This is a genomic window from Pseudomonas sp. 18.1.10, assembly GCF_024655625.1.
GTDB lineage: Bacteria > Pseudomonadota > Gammaproteobacteria > Pseudomonadales > Pseudomonadaceae > Aquipseudomonas.
This window is the reverse complement of record NZ_JANLGL010000030.1, coordinates 1-18,007: the sequence shown is the minus strand read 5'-3', so window position 1 is coordinate 18,007 and position 18,007 is coordinate 1. Positions and strand designations below refer to the sequence as shown.

Below are 18,007 nucleotides of genomic sequence, written 5' to 3'. Positions count from 1 at the left end.
TTCTTAATAGGACGTTTGCGTCTTTTTAAAAGGAGGTTCCCTGTTCCCCAGACGCTCCTTTTGGGTAGCTCGCCAGGGCTCCGGCGTTCCAGCCCGGCCACGCGCCGTGTGTAAGGAAGAAAAACAATTGCAGCAAATATCCGCGGCAAACGTAGTCTGTGGGCGATCTTTGCGGCAAACTCCCGGTTTTTCCGCACTTGGCCAAGGCATGCCCATGACACCTGCGTCGTCCGTCGATGAAAAAAGCTTTCGTAACCTGTTAAGCCGAAATGTGGCGCTGCCCTTGGGTGTGGGCGTGCTCAGCGCGGTGTTTTTCGGCTGCCTGATTACGTATCTGCTGACGGTGATCCAGTGGGTGGAGCACACCGACCGGGTCATCAATAACCTCAACGAGTCGTCAAAACTGACGGTGGACCTGGAAACCGGCATGCGCGGTTTTCTGATCACGGGGGATGAGCATTTTCTCGACCCCTACGAAGTGGCAAAGCCGCGGATCATCGCCGATCTGCGCAATTTGCAGGATCTGGTCGCGGATAACCCCCAACAGGTGGATCGCCTCAAACGCCTGGAAGCCTTGCAGACCGAGTGGAACAAGTACGCCGAGTCGATGATTGAGATGCAGCGCACCAGCGGCGACTACCGCAGCGCGGTCAAAGCCGGCCGGGGCAAGCGCCTCACCGATGAAATCCGCAAGGAATATGACGACGCGGTGGCGATGGAGCAGCAGTTCCGTATCACCCGTAACGAAGAGGTCACCCGCACCACCGTTGTCAGCGTCATCCTGTACTTGGCGTTTGTACTGGGGCTCAGTGGTTTCCTGGCCTATATCGGCAGGAAGAATCTAGTTGCTTTATCAAACACTTATGGCGACAACCTGGCGTCACAGCAGAGGATCGCGCTGCGCCTGGAACAGCAGGCCTGGCTGCGCAACGGGCAGACCGAACTGGCCGAGCAGGTGCTTGGCCAACTGACCCTGAACATGTTGGGGCGCAATATCCTGCAATTCTTTGCCCAGTACATGGGCTCGGCCGTGGCCGCGCTGTACGTGCGTGAAGAACACGGCGGCCTCAAGCGCGTTGCGACGTACGGTTTCTCCCGCGAACAGGAACAGCTGGAGCAAGCGATTTATAACGACGAAGGCATCGTGGGCCAGGCCGCCCAGCTGGATCGCCTGATTCGCCTGGACGATGTGCCGGTGGACTACTTCAAAGTCAGCTCCGGCCTCGGTGAGGGCTCGACCCGCAGCGTGCTGGTAGTGCCGACCAGCGATGATGGGCGTGTCAACGGGGTCATCGAGTTGGGTTTCTTGCGCGCCCTGGATGAGCGTGACGTCGAATTGCTGGAACTGATCGCGGGCAATATCGGCACCTCCATCGAAGCCGCCCGCTATCGCCAACGCTTGCAGGAAGTGCTGGCCGAGACCCAGCAGCTCAACGAAGAGCTGCAAGTGCAGCAGGAAGAACTCAAGACCGCCAACGAAGAGCTGGAAGAGCAGTCGCGCATCCTCAAGGAGTCCCAGGCTCACCTGGAAACCCAACAGGCGGAACTGGAGCAGACCAACGAACAATTGGCCGAGCAGACCCAGACCCTGGCCGACCAACGCGACGCCATGGACCGCAAGAACGGGGAACTCAGCCAGGCCCAGCTGGACCTCGAAGATCGTGCCGACGAATTGCAGCGTTCAAGCAAATACAAATCCGAATTCCTCGCCAACATGTCCCACGAACTGCGCACGCCGCTGAACAGTTCGTTGATCCTGGCCAAGCTGCTGGCGGAAAACCCCCAGGACAACCTCAGTGCCGAACAGGTCAAGTTTGCCGAGTCGATCTACTCGGCCGGCAATGATTTGCTCAACCTCATCAACGACATTCTCGACATTTCCAAGGTTGAAGCCGGCAAGCTGGAAGTGCGCCCGGAGAATTCCAGCGTGGCACGCCTGGTGGACGGCTTGCGCGGTATGTTCGAACCGCTGGCGGCCGATCGCAAGCTGGGCTTCCAGGTGGAAGTGCAGGCCGGTGCGCCAGCCATGCTGTTCACCGACCGCCAGCGCCTGGAGCAGATTCTCAAGAACCTGCTGTCCAATGCGGTCAAGTTCACCGAGCACGGCGAGGTAAGCCTGTCGGTGTCCGAGGCACCAGGCGAGGGCATTGCCTTCACCGTGCGCGACTCCGGCATTGGCATTGCGCGCGATCAACAGGAAAGCATCTTCGAAGCCTTCCGCCAGGCCGACGGCACCACCAACCGCCGGTATGGCGGCACTGGCCTCGGCCTGTCGATTTCCCGCGACTTGGCCACCTTGCTCGGCGGCTATATCAGCGTTACCAGCGAACCGGGCAAGGGCAGCATGTTCACCCTGGTGTTGCCGGAACAGTATGTCGAACGCGCGGAAGACGCGGCCCCCATAGAACAGCCGCGTCAGGTGGTCGTAGCGCCGGCACCCGCGCCGGTCAAGGTCTCCTCGTTGCCGGTGGCCGATGCCAACCTGATCCCACGCTTCGCCGATGACCGCGACAAGGCCCCATTCACCACCCGTTGCATCCTGGTGGTGGAAGACGAGCCGAACTTCGCCCGCATCCTCTTCGACCTGGCCCACGAGCTGGGCTACAACTGCCTGGTGGCGCACGGCGCGGACGAAGGCTACAGCCTGGCCGAAGAATACATTCCCGACGCGATCCTGCTGGACATGCGCCTGCCGGACCACTCCGGGCTGACCGTGTTGCAACGCCTCAAGGAACACGCCAATACCCGCCATATCCCCGTGCACGTGATCTCCGTGGAGGACCGCGTCGAGGCGGCCATGCACATGGGTGCCATCGGCTATGCCGTCAAACCCACCACCCGCGAAGAGCTCAAGGACGTATTCGCCCGCCTGGAGGCCAAGCTGACCCAGAAGGTCAAGCGTGTGCTGCTGGTGGAAGACGATGACTTGCAGCGCGACAGCATTGCCCGCCTGATCGGCGACGATGACATTGAAATCACCGATGTTGGCTACGCCCAGGCCGCGTTGGACCTGCTGCGCAACAATGTCTACGACTGCATGATTATCGACCTCAAGCTGCCGGACATGCTCGGCAACGAACTGCTCAAGCGCATGGCCACCGAGGACATCTGCTCCTTCCCGCCGGTGATCGTCTACACCGGGCGCAACCTGACCCGCGACGAAGAGGCCGAGCTGCGCAAGTATTCACGCTCGATCATCATCAAGGGCGCCCGTTCGCCGGAGCGCCTGCTGGACGAAGTCACACTCTTTTTGCACAAAGTCGAATCCCAGCTGTCCCATGACCGCCAGACGATGCTCAAGACCGCCCGCAGCCGCGACAAGGTCTTTGAAGGGCGCAAGATCCTGCTGGTGGACGACGATGTGCGCAACATCTTCGCCCTGACCAGCGCCCTGGAGCACAAAGGCGCCGTGGTGGTGATCGGGCGAAACGGCCGTGAAGCCATCGACAAGCTCAATGAAGTGGACGATATCGATTTGGTGTTGATGGACGTGATGATGCCGGAAATGGACGGTTACGAGGCCACCGCCTTGATCCGCCAGGACCCGCGCTGGAAAAAGCTGCCGATCATCGCGGTGACGGCCAAGGCCATGAAGGACGATCAGGAACGCTGCCTCGCGGCGGGTTCCAACGATTACCTGGCCAAGCCGATTGATCTGGACCGTCTGTTCTCGCTGATTCGCGTATGGCTACCGAAGATGGAACGCATTTAAGTGGAGCGAAGTTTTTTGGATAAAAGCAGCGATATCGAGCTGCGCCTGTTGATCGAGGCGATTTACCTCAAGTACAGCTACGACTTTCGCGACTACTCCGGGGCGTCGGTAAAGCGGCGCGTGGCCCATGCGTTGCGCCAGTTCGACTGCGCGACCATCTCGGCCTTGCAGGAGCGGGTGCTGCACGACCCGGCGGCGTTCATGCAGTTGCTGCAGTTTCTGACGATTCCGGTGAGCGAGATGTTTCGCGACCCGTCGCACTTCCTCGCGATCCGCCAGGAAGTGGTGCCGCTGCTCAAGACCTATCCGTCGATCAAGATCTGGATCGCCGGTTGCAGCACGGGGGAGGAGGTGTACTCCATGGCCATCCTCCTGCGGGAAGAGGGCTTGCTGGAACGCACGATCATCTACGCCACCGACATCAACCCGGCGTCCCTGGACAAGGCCAAGCAGGGCATCTTTTCCCTGGAGAACGTGCGGGCCTACACCGCGAACTACCAGCAGGCCGGTGGGCAACGTTCATTTGCCGACTACTACACGGCGGCTTACGATTACGCGATCTTCGACAAGAGCCTGCGCGAGAACGTGACCTTTGCCGATCACAGCCTGGCAACCGATAGTGTATTCTCAGAAACTCAATTAATTTCGTGTCGTAACGTACTGATTTATTTCAATAAAAAATTACAGGATCGCGCCTTCGGATTGTTTCACGAGTCGTTGTGCCACCGCGGCTTCCTGGTGCTGGGCAGCAAAGAGACCCTGGACTTTTCCGCCTACAGCAAGCAATTCGAACCCTTGGTCAAGCAAGAACGGATCTACCGCAAACTATGAATGAAGCGGCTGCCAACCGGACTCTGGTTCCGGGCATAGAAGCTATCGTCATCGGCGCGTCCGCAGGCGGCGTCGAGGCGTTGCTGACGGTGTTCGGTGAGCTACCCAAGGGGTTCGGCCTGCCCATCATCGCGGTGCTGCATCTGCCGGACGAGCGCCGCAGCCATCTGGCTGAAGTGTTCGACCGGCGCGTGGCGATGCCGGTGGTCGAGGCGCGCGACAAGGAAACGATCAAGGCCGGCACCCTGTACTTTGCCGGGCCTGGCTATCACCTGTCGGTAGAGCGCGATCACAGCCTGTCCCTGAGCCAGGAAGACCGCGTGCACCACTCGCGCCCGGCCATCGACTTTCTGTTCGAGTCCGCCGCCGATACCTATGGCCGCGGCCTGTTGGCGATCCTGTTGACCGGCGCCAATCAAGACGGCGCCCGGGGCCTGGCCCATGTCAAGCAACAGGATGGAACCACTGTGGTGCAAGACCCCACAGAGGCTCGCGTGGCCGTCATGCCCCGGGCAGCCCTGGCGCTGCACACACCTGACCACATTCTTTCGCTGAGCCAGATCGGCTCATTGTTGGCTTCCCTGGAATATTCCCCATGTTAAGTACTGTCCAGGCCAAACTGCTGATCGTCGATGATCTGCCGGAAAACCTGCTGGCCCTCGAAGCGCTGATAAAGCGCGAGGATCGCCAGGTATTCAAGGCATTGAGTGCCGACGAAGCCTTGTCACTGTTGCTGGAACACGAGTTCGCCATGGCGATCCTCGACGTACAGATGCCCGGCATGAACGGCTTCGAGCTGGCCGAGTTGATGCGCGGCACCGAAAAGACCAAGAACATCCCGATTGTGTTCGTCAGTGCCGCCGGCCGCGAACTCAACTATGCCTTCAAGGGCTATGAAAGCGGCGCGGTGGACTTCCTGCACAAGCCGCTGGATATCCACGCGGTGAAGAGCAAGGTCAACATCTTTGTCGACCTGTACCGCCAGAGCAAAGCGATGAAGCTACAGGTCGAAGCCCTGGAGCGCAGTCGGCGCGAGCAAGAGCTGTTGCTCACGCGCCTGCAGGCCACCCAGGCGGAGCTGGAGCAAGCGGTGCGCATGCGTGACGACTTCATGTCGATCGTTGCCCACGAAGTGCGTACGCCGTTGAACGGGCTGATCCTCGAAACCCAGCTGCGCAAGATGCATCTGGCCCGGGATAACGCGGCAGCGTTTACCCTGGACAAGATGCACGCCATGGTCGACCGCGATGAGCGCCAGATTCAAAGCCTGATCCGCCTGATCGAAGACATGCTCGATGTGTCGCGCATTCGTACCGGCAAGCTGTCGATCCGGCCGGCACACTTTGACCTGGCGCAACTGGTGCATAACCTGGTGGAAAACTTCGCGCAGCAAGTGGCGGCCGCCGGTTCTTCCATGCACCTGGTCGCGCAAGGGCCGGTGGAAGGCAATTGGGACGAGTTCCGCATCGAGCAGGTGGTGACCAACCTGCTGACCAACGCCTTGCGCTATGGCGCAAAAAGCCCGGTGGATGTGCGGGTCTACAGCGAGCACGGCGAAGCGCGGGTGGAAGTGCGCGACCGTGGCATCGGCATCAGCGAAGACAACCAGAAACGTATTTTCCAGCAATTCGAGCGCGTGTCCGCCAGCCAAGTGGCGGCAGGTCTGGGCCTCGGCTTGTTTATTTCCGAGCAGATCGTTGCGGCCCACGGTGGCACCATCGAGGTCGAGAGCCAGATAGGCGAGGGCGCCCTGTTCCGGGTGTGCCTGCCTCTGGAGGCCGCGCGATGAAATCAATCGTCGGCTCGACGCAACCTTCTGCGTGACCCCATGGTCGTAATTGCAGCAATTGACCGGACAAAGGCTTCCCATGAGTGAAGATGCACAAGATGTTGTACTGATCGTCGAAGACGACGAATCGATTATGTTTGTGCTGGGTGAGTACCTGGCCGGCCTGGGTTATCGGGTACTCAAGGCAATCGATGGCGAGCAGGCCTTCGAAATCCTTGCGACCAAGCCACACCTGGACCTCATGGTCACTGATTACCGCCTGCCCGGCGGCATTTCCGGTGTGCAGATCGCCGAGCCGGCGATCAAGCTGCGTCCGGAATTGAAGGTGATCTTTATCAGCGGTTACCCGCAGGAAATCCTCGACTGCAACAGCCCGATCACGCGCAACGCACCGATCCTGGCCAAGCCGTTTGACCTGGACACGCTGCACGAGCATATCCAGCGGTTGTTGGCGTGATGTCTTTCTCCTGATGTATCGGGTCATGCTTTGCGCGGCATCTCGCGCAAGCATGACCCCACCTCACGTCCCGATCATTTCCCTGACCTTCGCCGTCAACAGCTCAAAGGTAAACGGCTTGGTGATGAGCTGCATGCCCGGGTCGAGAAACCCCCCTCGTACGGCCGCATGCTCGGCATACCCGGTGATGAACAACACCTTAAGGTCCGGGCGTATCTGCCGACCTATTTCCGCCAGTTGCCGGCCATTCATGCCGGGCAGGCCGACATCACTGATAAGCAGGTCGATCCGTTGCTCGGATTCGATGATCGGCACCGCCGTGACCGCATCACCCGCCTCGACAAACCCGTAGCCCAGCTCTTTGAGCACTGCGCTGACCAGCACGCGGACGGCGGGATCATCTTCGACAATCAGCACCGTTTCACCGGCATTGGCGAATGGCAGCAGCGCCGGATTGCTCGCTTGCGGGCTGACGACTTCGCCGACAAAACGCGGCAGGAACAGGCTCACCGTGGTGCCCTTGCCAACCACACTATGGATCGTCACATGCCCATGGGACTGCCGGGCAAACCCGTAGATCATCGACAGCCCAAGGCCCGTACCCTGACCGATGGGCTTGGTGGTGAAAAACGGGTCGAACACCCGGCCCATCACACTTTCGGGAATGCCGCAGCCGGTGTCACTGACGCTCAGTTCCACGTAGTCACCAGGCGCCAAGGTGCCATAAGCGGCGGTGAACACGCTGTCGAGATGACGGTTGGTGGTCTCCACACTGAGACAGCCGCCATTGGGCATCGCGTCCCGCGCATTGATTACCAGGTTGAGCAGGGCGCTTTCCAGTTGGTTAGGGTCGGCTTCGGCGGTCCACAGCGCGTCGGCGAGGCGCATCTCCAGGGCGATGCTCTCGTTGATGCTGCGTTGCAGCAATTCGCCCATGGAACTGACCAACTGGTTGATTTCCACGGGTTTGGAGTCGAGGGACTGGCGGCGTGAAAATGCCAGCAGGCGGTGGGTCAGGCCCGCCGCGCGGTTGGCGGAGGTCACGCCCAGGTCGATCAGGCTGTCGAGGTCATCCAGCTTGCCCCGCGACACGCGCCGGCGCAGCAGCTCAAGGCTGCCGATGATGCCGGTGAGCATATTGTTGAAGTCGTGGGCGATGCCGCCGGTCAACTGGCCAACCGCTTCCATCTTTTGCGATTGGCGCAAGGCGTCTTCGTTGTGGCGCAGTTGCGCGGTGCGTTCTTCCACCTGCTGTTCGAGGGTTTCCAGGGTACGTTGCAGGCGCAACTCACTTTCACTCAGGTCGATCAGGCGGTCGCGCGCTTCGTATTGGCGACGGCGGCCGCGCAAGGCCGTGCTGACCTGGCTGATAAGGGTGACGGGGTGAAAAGGTCGCTCCAGGAACGTCACGTTGCCCAGCAAGCGGCTCAGTTGGGAAGGGCCATTCTGTTCGCTGCCGCCGTGATGGGTCATCAACACGATCGGCAAGTCCGACCAGGCCGGTTGCTGGTGCAGGATCTCCAGCAAAGGTTCCAGTTCTACGCCAAGCAGCGCTTCGGCGGCCACGATCAACACACCGGCGCCTTGCTCCAGCGCATCGCACAGCGACCGCAAATCGCTGGCGACGATGCCGTTGTAGCCGGCTTCCTTGAGCATCATCAACGCCAATGAGCCGTCACGGCCCAATGGCGCCAGGATGATTGCGCGCTCGGCGGTGGGGGAAAGCCCCGGCACTAGCCCATATCCTTGAGCAGTGGCGAACCGGCGCCCATATAGGTGGGAATACCGCGCAGCACGCCCTGGAAGTTGTTAAGGGGTTCACCGACGGTCATGCCGCGACTGCCAATGCGGTATTCGCGGATGGTTGATTCATGGGAGCCGGTCCTTTTCTTGATGATCGAAATGGCCCGGCGTACCTCACCGATTGCTTCGAAATAGCGCAACAGGATCACCGTGTCGGCCAGGTAAGTGATATCCACCGGCGCCTGCATGTCACCCACCAGCCCGTGCTGGGCGACCGTCATAAAGGTCGCCGCGCCCCGGCGGTTGAGGTACAGCAGCAACTCGTGCATGTGCAGGATCAGCGCGTTTTCTTCCGGCATTGCCGCCGTGTAGCCGTTGATGCTGTCGATCACCACGGTTTTGATGCCGCTTTCATCGACCGCGCGTCGCACGCGGTGGGAGAACTCGCCGGGCGACAGCTCGGCGGCGTCCACCTGTTCAATCAGCAGGTTGCCTGTGGCTTGCAGCGCCTCCAGGTCGATCCCCATGTTTTTCATGCGTTCAAACAGCAGGCCGAGCTCTTCATCGAAGATAAACAGCGCGGCTTTTTCGCCACGGGCCACGGCCGACGCGGCAAAGATCATCGAGATCAGCGACTTGCCGGTACCGGCCGGGCCGAGGATCAGGCTGCTGGAGCCGGTCTCGATACCGCCGCCGAGCAATGAATCCAGCTCGGCGATGCCGCTGGTCAGGGTCTGCCGGTTGTAGCCGCCACGGTGTTCGGCCGCGACCAGGCGCGGGAACACATGCACGCCGTCCTGCATGATGGTGAAGTCGTGGAAACCGCCGCGGTATTTCTGCCCGCGATACTTCACCACCCGCACCCGGCGACGTTCTGCGCCGTAGTTGGGGGTCAGCTCTTCCAGGCGGATCACCCCATGGGCGACGCTGTGTACGGTTTTGTCGAGGGATTCGGTGGTCAGGTCGTCCAGCAGCAGAACGGTGGCGTCATACCGCACGAAATAGTGCTTGATTGCGAGAATCTGCCGGCGATACCGCAGGGAGCTTTGCGCCAGCAAGCGAATCTCCGACAGGCTGTCGACCACCACGCGCGTCGGCTTGACCCGTTCCACCACTTCAAAGATCTGCCGCGTCGCTTCGCCCAGCTCCAGGTCGGACGAATACAGCAGGCTTTGCTGGTGCTCGGCGTTGAGCAGGCTTTCGGGTGGGGTCAGTTCGAAGATATGGATGTTGTCGTCCAGGTCCCAGCCATGGGACTTGGCGCCCTGGCGCAGTTCGCGCTCGGTCTCGGAGAGGGTGATGTACAGCGACTTTTCGCCGTTTTTCGCGCCGGCCTGCAAAAAGTGCAGGGCGACGGTGGTTTTGCCGGTGCCGGGTTCACCTTCCAGCAGGAACAGGTGGCTGCGCGATAGCCCGCCGGAAAGAATGTCGTCCAGACCTTCGATACCGGTGGCCGCCTTTTCACTGAACAGCTCGTTGGATGTAGACAAGAAGTGCCCTCGGGTCACGGATCAATAGAGGAACGCGCCGCCTCGGGCGCGCCATATTTACTTGACCGTGATGGCCCGTAGCCGTTCAACGATTTTTTTCGCGGCGGCTACAGGCCTTGCTGCAAGGCGGGGTCGTCGGGGTTTTGCTGTTCCAGTTGGGCCAGCAACACCTGCACGTTCTGCAGTTGGCCACTTTCCTTCCAGTAATTGACCAGCAGCACCCGCGCTTTGCGATTGGCCGGATGGCGTTGCAGGATCTCTTCCAGCTGGCGCTGCGCCGCTTCCAGTTCGTTCTGGGCGTGCAGGGTGGTGGCCAGGTCGTAGCGATAATCCTGATTGTCCGGCTCCAGCTCCACCGCCTTGGACAGGCCAAGCAACGCGTAAGGACGTTCACCGTGGTGCAGCAGCCACAGGCCGAGGGCATGTTGCAGGTAGGCGGACTCAGGGTGCGCGGCCAGTTGCCGCGCCAGCAATTGGCGGGATTCCTCGCTCTTGCCTTGTTTGTCCAGCAATTCGATCTGCGCGACCACCGCCTGCAGGTTGTCCGGCTGCAAGCGCATGGCCTGTTCCAGGGCATTTTGCGCGTCCGGCAACAGGGCGCTGTGGATGTACAGCTGCGCCAGTTGAATCCAGCCCTCGGCGGTTTCGGGCTGGGCCTTGAGGTATTTGACGAACTCGTCGAGCACCTGCTGCAAGGGGCCGAAGTACAGGCCCAGGGTGTCGGGCGACAGGCCGAGCAGGGCGTTGGCGGCGGCAAAACGCACGCTTTGTTCCGGGTCGTCGAGTGCCGGGCCGAGCAACAGCGTGCGCTGGCCGCTGGGCACCAGGCCGGCAATGCTGTGGATCGCCGCTTCACGCACCTGCGGCGAATCGCTCAGCAGGTCCTTGTCGGCCAGCTTCAAGGCTTGTGGGCTGGGGTAATTGGGCAACTCGGCGTGCAGCGCGGCGCGGCGCTCCGGGGACAGGTCCGGGCGGCCCAATTGCTGATACAGCACACGCGCCGCCCCCGGTTCGCCATTGCGCGCCTGTTTCAGGGCTTTGGAATAACCATGGGCAATCGCCGGCGGCACGGCCACCTGGCTGGAACGGGAGAAATACCAGGTGATGAGCACAATCAACAGCAGGGCGCACAGGCCGACGATGGAGTAACGGCGTGACTTAGACATGCAGGCGTCCGCAAGTATTACAAAGCCGTCAGCTTCGACCAGCGCAGGGCAGGTGTCAAACCCGCGTCAGGTCAGCACGTATTCCACCGGCTCCAGGGCCGGCGGCAAGTCGGTTTCACCGAGGGCGGCGCGGACTTCGCGCTCCAGGTTGCGCAGGATGGCGTTGCACGGCAAATCGTTTTCGTCGAAGCCGAACGGGTCTTCGAGGTCATCGCCGATTTCATCGAGACCAAAGAAGGTGTAGCTGACGATGGCGGTGAACACCGGCGTCAACCAACCCAGCGGCTCAGCCATGGCAAACGGCAGCAGGATACAGAACAGGTAGATAGTGCGGTGCAGCAACAGGGTGTAGGGGAAGGGCAGCGGCGTGCTCTTGATCCGCTCGCACGACGCCTGCACCTGGCTCAGGCTGACCAGGCGGGTTTCCAGCTGGGTGTAGCGCCATTCACTGATAACCCCGCGCTCGGCCAGTTCGGAAAAACGCGCGCCCAACTGTTGCAGCACGCTGTCCGGCAGGTTGGGGTGCGAGGCGGCCACCGCTGTCCAGGGCTTGATCGCCAAGGCTTCATCCTCATGGCGCAAACGCGCGATCAGCCCATGGGCAAAACCACACAAGCCGCGCAACAGCCCGGCACGCTAAGGCGAGTCCCCCAGCACCTGGGTTTCGCGGATCAACGAACGCACCTCAATAATCATCTGCCCCAATTGCTTGCGGCCTTCCCACCAGCGGTCGTAGCAGGCGTTGTTGCGAAAACTCATGAAGATCGACAGCGACAGGCCCAGCAAAGTGAAGGGCGTGGCGTTGACCTTGGAAAAGTAGGCGGGGTGCCAGGTTTCCACCAGCACGATCACCGACGCCAGCAACGTCACCAGCAGGCTGCGCAAGGCAATGCGCTTGGCAATCGAACCCTTGAGGGAGAACAGGATGCCCACGAGGTTGGGCTTGGGACGGACAATCATCAGGTGGGGAGCTTCTTTGGTGGCGCAGGCCCTCAGGTTAGAAGCTCGCTGCCAGCGCGTCCAATCGCTTGGGCTGACCGGTTGATTGGCGCGGTCGATGAGTGGCCAAACCAGTCAGCCATGTTGATGGCTTTGACCATTGCTGCTGGGGCGCGCTAGAGCGACTATTTCCGTGGTTTACGTCCTGAAAATAAAAAACACAGAAGGATTTGAAGCGATGCGTGACTACTTGGCTGCCACCACCGGATTTGACTACGCCCACACTGTTGACGCCGCACTGGCCGGCACCCTGCAAGGCCTCAATGCCTGCGTGGAGTGCTGCGACCGCCACGCGCTGCCCGGGCGCATCGCGTTGTTCTGGGAAGGCAAGGACGGCCGCAGCGCCACCTCGACCTTTACCGACTTGCAGGACCAAGCCGCACGCTTCGCCAATTTCCTCCTGGCCCAGGGCGTCAAGCGCGGCGATAAAGTCGCCGGGCTGCTGCCGCGCACGGCGGAATTGCTGGTGGTGGTGTTTGCCACCTGGCGCATCGGCGCGGTTTATCAACCGCTGTTTACCGCCTTTGGCCCCAAGGCCATCGAGCATCGCCTGACCAGCTCCGGCGCCGCATTGGTGGTCACCGACGCAGTGAACCGGCCGAAACTGGCGGAAGTCGCAGGCTGCCCGACCATCGTCACGGTCACCGGCGCCAAGGGCGAAGGCCTGGTGCGTGGCGATTTCAGTTTCTGGGCCGAGCTGCCCACCTATTCCAATGTCTGTGAGCCGGTGCTGCTGGGCGCTGACGAGCCGTTCCTGCTGATGTTCACCTCGGGCACCACCGGCCCTTCAAAAGCGCTGTCGGTGCCACTCAAGGCCATCGTCGCGTTCCAGAGCTACACCCGCGACGCCGTGGACCTGCGCCCCGAAGACGCGTTCTGGAACGTTGCCGACCCAGGCTGGGCCTACGGCATCTACTTCGGCGTGACCGGCCCATTGTCCATGGGCCACCCGATCACCTTCTACGATGGCCCCTTCACCCTGGAAAGCACCTGCCGGGTCATCAACAAATACGGCATCACCAACCTCACTGGCTCGCCCACCGCCTACCGCCTGTTGATCGCCGGCGGCGAGCAGTTTGCCCACTCGATCAAGGGCAAGCTGCGCATCGTCAGCAGCGCCGGCGAGCCGCTGAACCCGGAAGTGATCCGCTGGTTCGCCGACAACCTCGGCGTGACCATCCACGACCACTATGGCCAGACCGAACTGGGCATGGTGCTGTGCAATCACCATGGCCTGGAGCACCCAGTGCATGTCGGTTCGGCCGGATTTGCCTCGCCGGGTCACCGCATCGTGGTGCTCGACGATGACTATCAGGAGTTGCCAGCCGGCCAGCCCGGCATCCTCGCCATCGACCGCGAGCAGTCGCCGATGTGCTGGTTCGCCGGCTATGACGGCGTAAAGACCAAGGCGTTTGTCGGCAAGTACTACCTGAGCGGCGACACCGTGGAGCTGAACCCCGATGGCAGCATCAGTTTTGTCGGGCGCAGTGACGATGTGATCACCACGTCGGGCTACCGCGTCGGCCCGTTCGACGTGGAAAGTGCGCTGGTGGAACACCCGGCCGTGATCGAAGCCGCGGTGGTCGGCAAGCCAGACCCGGAGCGCACCGAACTGGTGAAAGCCTTCGTGGTGATTAACAGCCAATACCGCGCCACCCCGGAACTTGCCGAGGAACTGCGCCTGCACGTGCGCAAACGCCTCGCGGCCCACGCCTACCCACGGGAAATCGAATTTGTCAGCGACTTGCCCAAGACCCCGAGCGGCAAGTTGCAGCGTTTTATCTTGCGTAACCAGGAAATCGCCAAGGCGGCGGTGGCCTGATCCACTTTTAAGGACACAATGATGCAGATTGAAAACAAGGTATTCCTGGTCAGCGGCGGCGCTTCGGGCCTCGGCGCGGCCACCGCCGAGATGCTGGTCGCCGCTGGCGCCAAGGTCATGCTGGTGGACCTCAACGCCGACGCCGTCGCGGCCAAGGCCAAGCAACTGGGCGACAACGCACGCAGCGCAGTAGCGGACATCAGCCAGGAAGCCGCCGCCGAAGCTGCGGTGCAAGCCGCCGTTGCAGCGTTTGGCGGTTTGCACGGCCTGGTCAACTGCGCCGGTGTGGTGCGCGGCGAGAAGATCCTCGGCAAGAACGGCCCCCACGCCCTGGCCAGCTTTGCCCAGGTCATCAACGTCAACCTGATCGGCAGTTTCAACCTGCTGCGCCTGGCCGCGGCGGCCATCGCCGAAACCGAAGCGAATGCCGATGGCGAGCGCGGGGTCATCATCAATACGGCCTCGGTGGCCGCCTTTGACGGGCAGATCGGCCAGGCGGCGTACGCAGCCTCCAAAGGCGCGATTGCCAGCCTTACCTTGCCCGCCGCCCGTGAGCTGGCGCGCTTTGGTATCCGCGTGATGACCATCGCCCCGGGCATTTTCGAAACGCCGATGATGGCCGGCATGACTCCGGAAGTGCGCGACTCCCTGGCCGCTGGCGTGCCATTCCCGCCGCGCCTGGGCAAACCGGCCGAATACGCCGCGCTGGTGCGTCATATCATTGAAAACAGCATGCTCAACGGCGAGGTGATCCGTCTCGACGGTGCCTTGCGCATGGCGGCCAAGTAAGGAGTTTAAAACCATGACTGATCCCATCGTAATCGTCAGCGCCGTGCGCACGCCCATGGGCGGCTTCCAGGGCGACCTCAAGGGCCTGACCGCGCCGCAACTGGGTGCCGCCGCAATTCGTGCCGCAGTCGAGCGCGCCGGTATTGCCCACGATGCCGTCGATGAAGTGCTGTTCGGCTGCGTACTGCCGGCCGGCCTGGGCCAGGCGCCTGCACGCCAGGCGGCACTGGGCGCCGGACTGGATAAATCCACCCGTTGCACCACCCTCAACAAGATGTGCGGCTCGGGCATGGAAGCCGCGATCCTGGCCCATGATTCGCTGCTGGCCGGCAGCGTTGACGTGGCAATCGCCGGGGGCATGGAAAGCATGTCCAACGCCCCGTACCTGCTGGACCGTGCGCGCAGCGGCTACCGCATGGGCCACGGCCGCGTGCTTGACCATATGTTCCTCGACGGCCTCGAAGATGCGTATGACAAAGGCCGCCTGATGGGCACCTTTGCCGAAGACTGCGCCGAGCACAACGGTTTTACCCGTGAAGCCCAGGACGCGTTCGCCATCGCCTCCCTGACCCGCGCACAGCAAGCGATCAGCGACGGCAGCTTTGACGCGGAAATCGTCCCGGTGCAGGTCACCGTGGGCAAGGAACAGAAAACCATCCAGCACGATGAACAACCACCGAAAGCCAAGCTGGACAAGATTGCCAGCCTGAAACCGGCGTTCCGCGACGGCGGCACGGTCACGGCGGCGAACTCCAGTTCGATTTCCGATGGCGCGGCGGCATTGCTGCTGATGCGTCAATCCGAGGCTCACAAGCGCGGCCTCAAGCCCTTGGCAGTGATCCACGGGCACGCGGCGTTTGCCGATGAGCCGGGGCTGTTCCCGGTGGCGCCGGTGGGGGCGATTCGCAAGCTGATGAGCAAGACCGGCTGGAACCTCGACGAGGTGGACCTGTTCGAGATCAACGAAGCCTTCGCCGTAGTCAGCCTGGTGACCATGAGCAAGCTGGAAATCCCCCACAGCAAGGTGAATATCCACGGCGGCGCCTGCGCCCTGGGCCACCCGATTGGCGCGTCCGGCGCGCGCATCCTGGTGACCTTGCTCGCGGCCCTGCGTCAAAAAGGCCTCAAGCGTGGCGTCGCCGCCATCTGCATCGGCGGTGGTGAAGCCACGGCCATGGCCGTCGAATGCCTGTATTAAGGACTGAACCCCATGTTGCCCAATGACGAACAACTGCAAATCAGCGACGCGGCCCGGCAGTTTGCCCAGGAGCGCCTGAAACCCTTCGCCGCCGAGTGGGACCGCGAGCACCGCTTCCCCAAGGAAGCCATCGGCGAAATGGCCGAGCTGGGCTTTTTCGGCATGCTCGTGCCGGAGCAGTGGGGCGGTTGCGACACCGGCTACCTGGCCTACGCCATGGCCCTCGAAGAGATCGCCGCCGGCGACGGCGCGTGCTCGACCATCATGAGCGTGCACAACTCGGTGGGGTGCGTGCCGATCCTCAAGTTCGGCAACGATCAGCAGAAAGCCCAGTTCCTCACGCCCCTGGCCAGCGGCACCATGCTGGGCGCGTTTGCGTTGACCGAGCCCCAGGCCGGCTCCGACGCCAGCAGCCTGAAAACCCGTGCGCGCCTGGAAGGCGACCACTACGTGCTGAACGGCTGCAAACAGTTCATCACCTCCGGACAAAACGCCGGGATCGTGATTGTGTTTGCGGTCACCGACCCGGCGGCGGGCAAGCGTGGGATCAGTGCGTTTATCGTGCCCACCGACTCACCCGGCTACACCGTGGCACGGGTCGAGGACAAGCTCGGCCAGCACGCGTCCGACACCTGCCAGATCCTCTTTGAAGACGTCAAAGTGCCGGTGGCCAACCGGTTGGGCGAGGAGGGCGAAGGCTACAAGATCGCCCTGGCCAACCTCGAAGGCGGGCGCGTGGGCATCGCCTCGCAAGCGGTGGGCATGGCCCGCGCCGCCTTTGAAGCGGCGCGAGACTACGCCCGTGAGCGTGAAAGCTTCGGCAAGGCGCTGATCGAACACCAGGCCGTGGCGTTCCGCCTGGCGGACATGGCCACGCAAATCGCCGTCGCCCGGCAGATGGTGCATTACGCCGCCGCCCTGCGGGACAGCGGCAAGCCGGCGCTGGTGGAAGCCTCGATGGCCAAGCTGTTCGCCTCGGAAATGGCCGAGAAAGTCTGCTCGGCCGCCTTGCAAACCCTCGGCGGTTACGGTTACCTGAGCGACTTCCCCCTGGAGCGCATCTACCGCGATGTGCGGGTCTGCCAGATTTACGAAGGCACCAGCGATATTCAACGCATGGTCATCTCACGCAATCTCTAAGGAGCCGCTACATGAGTTACGAAACCATCCTGCTCGACGTCCAGGGCCGCGTCGGGCTGATTACCCTCAACCGCCCGCAAGCCCTCAACGCCCTGAATGCGCAACTGGTCCGCGAACTGAACCAGGCGCTGGACGGCCTGGAAGCCAACCCTGAAATCGGCTGCATCGTGCTGACCGGCTCGAAAAAAGCCTTCGCCGCCGGCGCCGACATCAAGGAAATGGCCGAGCTGACCTACCCGCAGATCTACCTCGACGACCTGTTCAGCGACAGCGACCGCGTGGCCAACCGCCGCAAACCGATCATCGCCGCCGTCAACGGTTTTGCCCTCGGTGGCGGCTGTGAACTGGCGTTGATGTGCGACTTCATCCTGGCGGGCGATGGCGCCAAGTTCGGCCAGCCGGAAATCAACCTCGGCGTACTGCCGGGCATGGGCGGCACCCAACGCCTGACCCGCGCCGTGGGCAAGGCCAAGGCCATGGAAATGTGCCTGACCGGACGCTTTATCGACGCCGTGGAAGCCGAACGTTGCGGCATCGTCGCCCGTATCGTGCCGGCCGATGAACTGCTGGAAGAAGCGCTGAAAGTCGCCACGCTGATTGCCGGCAAATCGGTGCCCATCAGCATGATGGTCAAGGAAAGCGTGAACCGCGCGTTTGAAGTCAGCCTGTCGGAAGGCGTGCGCTTTGAGCGCCGGGTGTTCCATGCGGCGTTTGCGACCCAGGATCAGAAGGAAGGCATGGCGGCGTTTGTGGCCAAGCGCGCGCCCGATTTCAAAGATAAATAATTCGATGTCCCGAACACAGAGGATGTAAATGTGGGAGCGGGCTTGCTCGCGAAAGCGGAGTGTCATGCAATACATGTGCTGACTGA

General features: G+C 61.9%; 13 protein-coding genes and 1 pseudogene. 10 read left to right on the top strand and 4 right to left on the bottom strand.

Annotation, left to right across the window (positions count from 1 at the left end):
* Positions 1–214 precede the first annotated feature (214 nt).
* From NUV89_RS07820 to NUV89_RS07800, 5 genes are all read left to right on the top strand, one after another.
* A complete protein-coding gene (locus NUV89_RS07820) occupies positions 215–3,712 on the top strand; it encodes a response regulator (protein ID WP_257780867.1) in 3,498 nt (1,165 codons plus the stop codon).
* Positions 3,713–4,543, top strand: a complete 831-nt coding sequence (locus NUV89_RS07815) for a protein-glutamate O-methyltransferase CheR (RefSeq protein WP_017738121.1) — start codon at positions 3,713–3,715, stop codon at positions 4,541–4,543.
* Entirely contained in the window at positions 4,540–5,145 is a 606-nt protein-coding gene (locus NUV89_RS07810) for a chemotaxis protein CheB (protein ID WP_257780866.1), read from the top strand. The genes NUV89_RS07815 and NUV89_RS07810 overlap by 4 nt, the downstream gene beginning before the upstream one ends.
* Positions 5,139–6,332 (top strand): hybrid sensor histidine kinase/response regulator, encoded by a 1,194-nt coding sequence (locus tag NUV89_RS07805; protein ID WP_257780865.1) that lies wholly within the window; start codon positions 5,139–5,141, stop codon positions 6,330–6,332. The genes NUV89_RS07810 and NUV89_RS07805 overlap by 7 nt, the downstream gene beginning before the upstream one ends.
* A gap of 79 nt (positions 6,333–6,411) precedes the next feature.
* Positions 6,412–6,789, top strand: a complete 378-nt coding sequence (locus tag NUV89_RS07800) for a response regulator (protein WP_017738124.1) — start codon at positions 6,412–6,414, stop codon at positions 6,787–6,789.
* Between the two features lie 63 nt (positions 6,790–6,852).
* On the opposite strand, the gene NUV89_RS07795 is transcribed toward NUV89_RS07800, so the two are convergent.
* The 4 genes and pseudogenes from NUV89_RS07795 to NUV89_RS07780 all read right to left on the bottom strand — a co-directional run bounded on the left by NUV89_RS07795 (position 6,853) and on the right by NUV89_RS07780 (position 12,148).
* Positions 6,853–8,523: an ATP-binding protein gene (locus tag NUV89_RS07795; RefSeq protein ID WP_257780864.1), complete on the bottom strand. Its 1,671-nt coding sequence runs from the start codon at positions 8,521–8,523 to the stop codon at positions 6,853–6,855.
* Positions 8,523–10,022, bottom strand: coding sequence for an ATPase domain-containing protein (locus tag NUV89_RS07790; protein WP_257780863.1), 1,500 nt, complete (start codon positions 10,020–10,022; stop codon positions 8,523–8,525). The genes NUV89_RS07795 and NUV89_RS07790 overlap by 1 nt, the downstream gene beginning before the upstream one ends.
* Before the next feature lie 107 nt (positions 10,023–10,129).
* Positions 10,130–11,188: a tetratricopeptide repeat protein gene (locus NUV89_RS07785; protein ID WP_257780862.1), complete on the bottom strand. Its 1,059-nt coding sequence runs from the start codon at positions 11,186–11,188 to the stop codon at positions 10,130–10,132.
* A 66-nt stretch (positions 11,189–11,254) separates the two neighbouring features.
* Positions 11,255–12,148 (bottom strand): annotated as a pseudogene (locus NUV89_RS07780) (bestrophin family protein).
* 217 nt (positions 12,149–12,365) lie between these two features.
* Here NUV89_RS07780 and NUV89_RS07775 point away from each other — a divergent pair.
* From NUV89_RS07775 to NUV89_RS07755, 5 genes are read left to right on the top strand one after another with little or no spacing between them, the layout of a single operon-like run.
* On the top strand, positions 12,366–14,009 hold the full coding sequence (locus NUV89_RS07775) for an AMP-binding protein (protein WP_257780861.1): 1,644 nt from the start codon (positions 12,366–12,368) through the stop codon (positions 14,007–14,009).
* A gap of 21 nt (positions 14,010–14,030) precedes the next feature.
* Positions 14,031–14,798, top strand: coding sequence for an SDR family NAD(P)-dependent oxidoreductase (locus NUV89_RS07770; protein WP_257780860.1), 768 nt, complete (start codon positions 14,031–14,033; stop codon positions 14,796–14,798).
* Positions 14,799–14,811: 13 nt separating this feature from the next.
* On the top strand, positions 14,812–15,996 hold the full coding sequence (locus NUV89_RS07765) for an acetyl-CoA C-acyltransferase (RefSeq protein WP_257780859.1): 1,185 nt from the start codon (positions 14,812–14,814) through the stop codon (positions 15,994–15,996).
* 12 nt (positions 15,997–16,008) lie between these two features.
* A complete protein-coding gene (locus NUV89_RS07760; RefSeq protein ID WP_257780858.1) occupies positions 16,009–17,136 on the top strand; it encodes an acyl-CoA dehydrogenase in 1,128 nt (375 codons plus the stop codon).
* Positions 17,137–17,147: 11 nt separating this feature from the next.
* Entirely contained in the window at positions 17,148–17,921 is a 774-nt protein-coding gene (locus NUV89_RS07755) for an enoyl-CoA hydratase (protein WP_257780857.1), read from the top strand.
* Positions 17,922–18,007 lie beyond the last annotated feature (86 nt).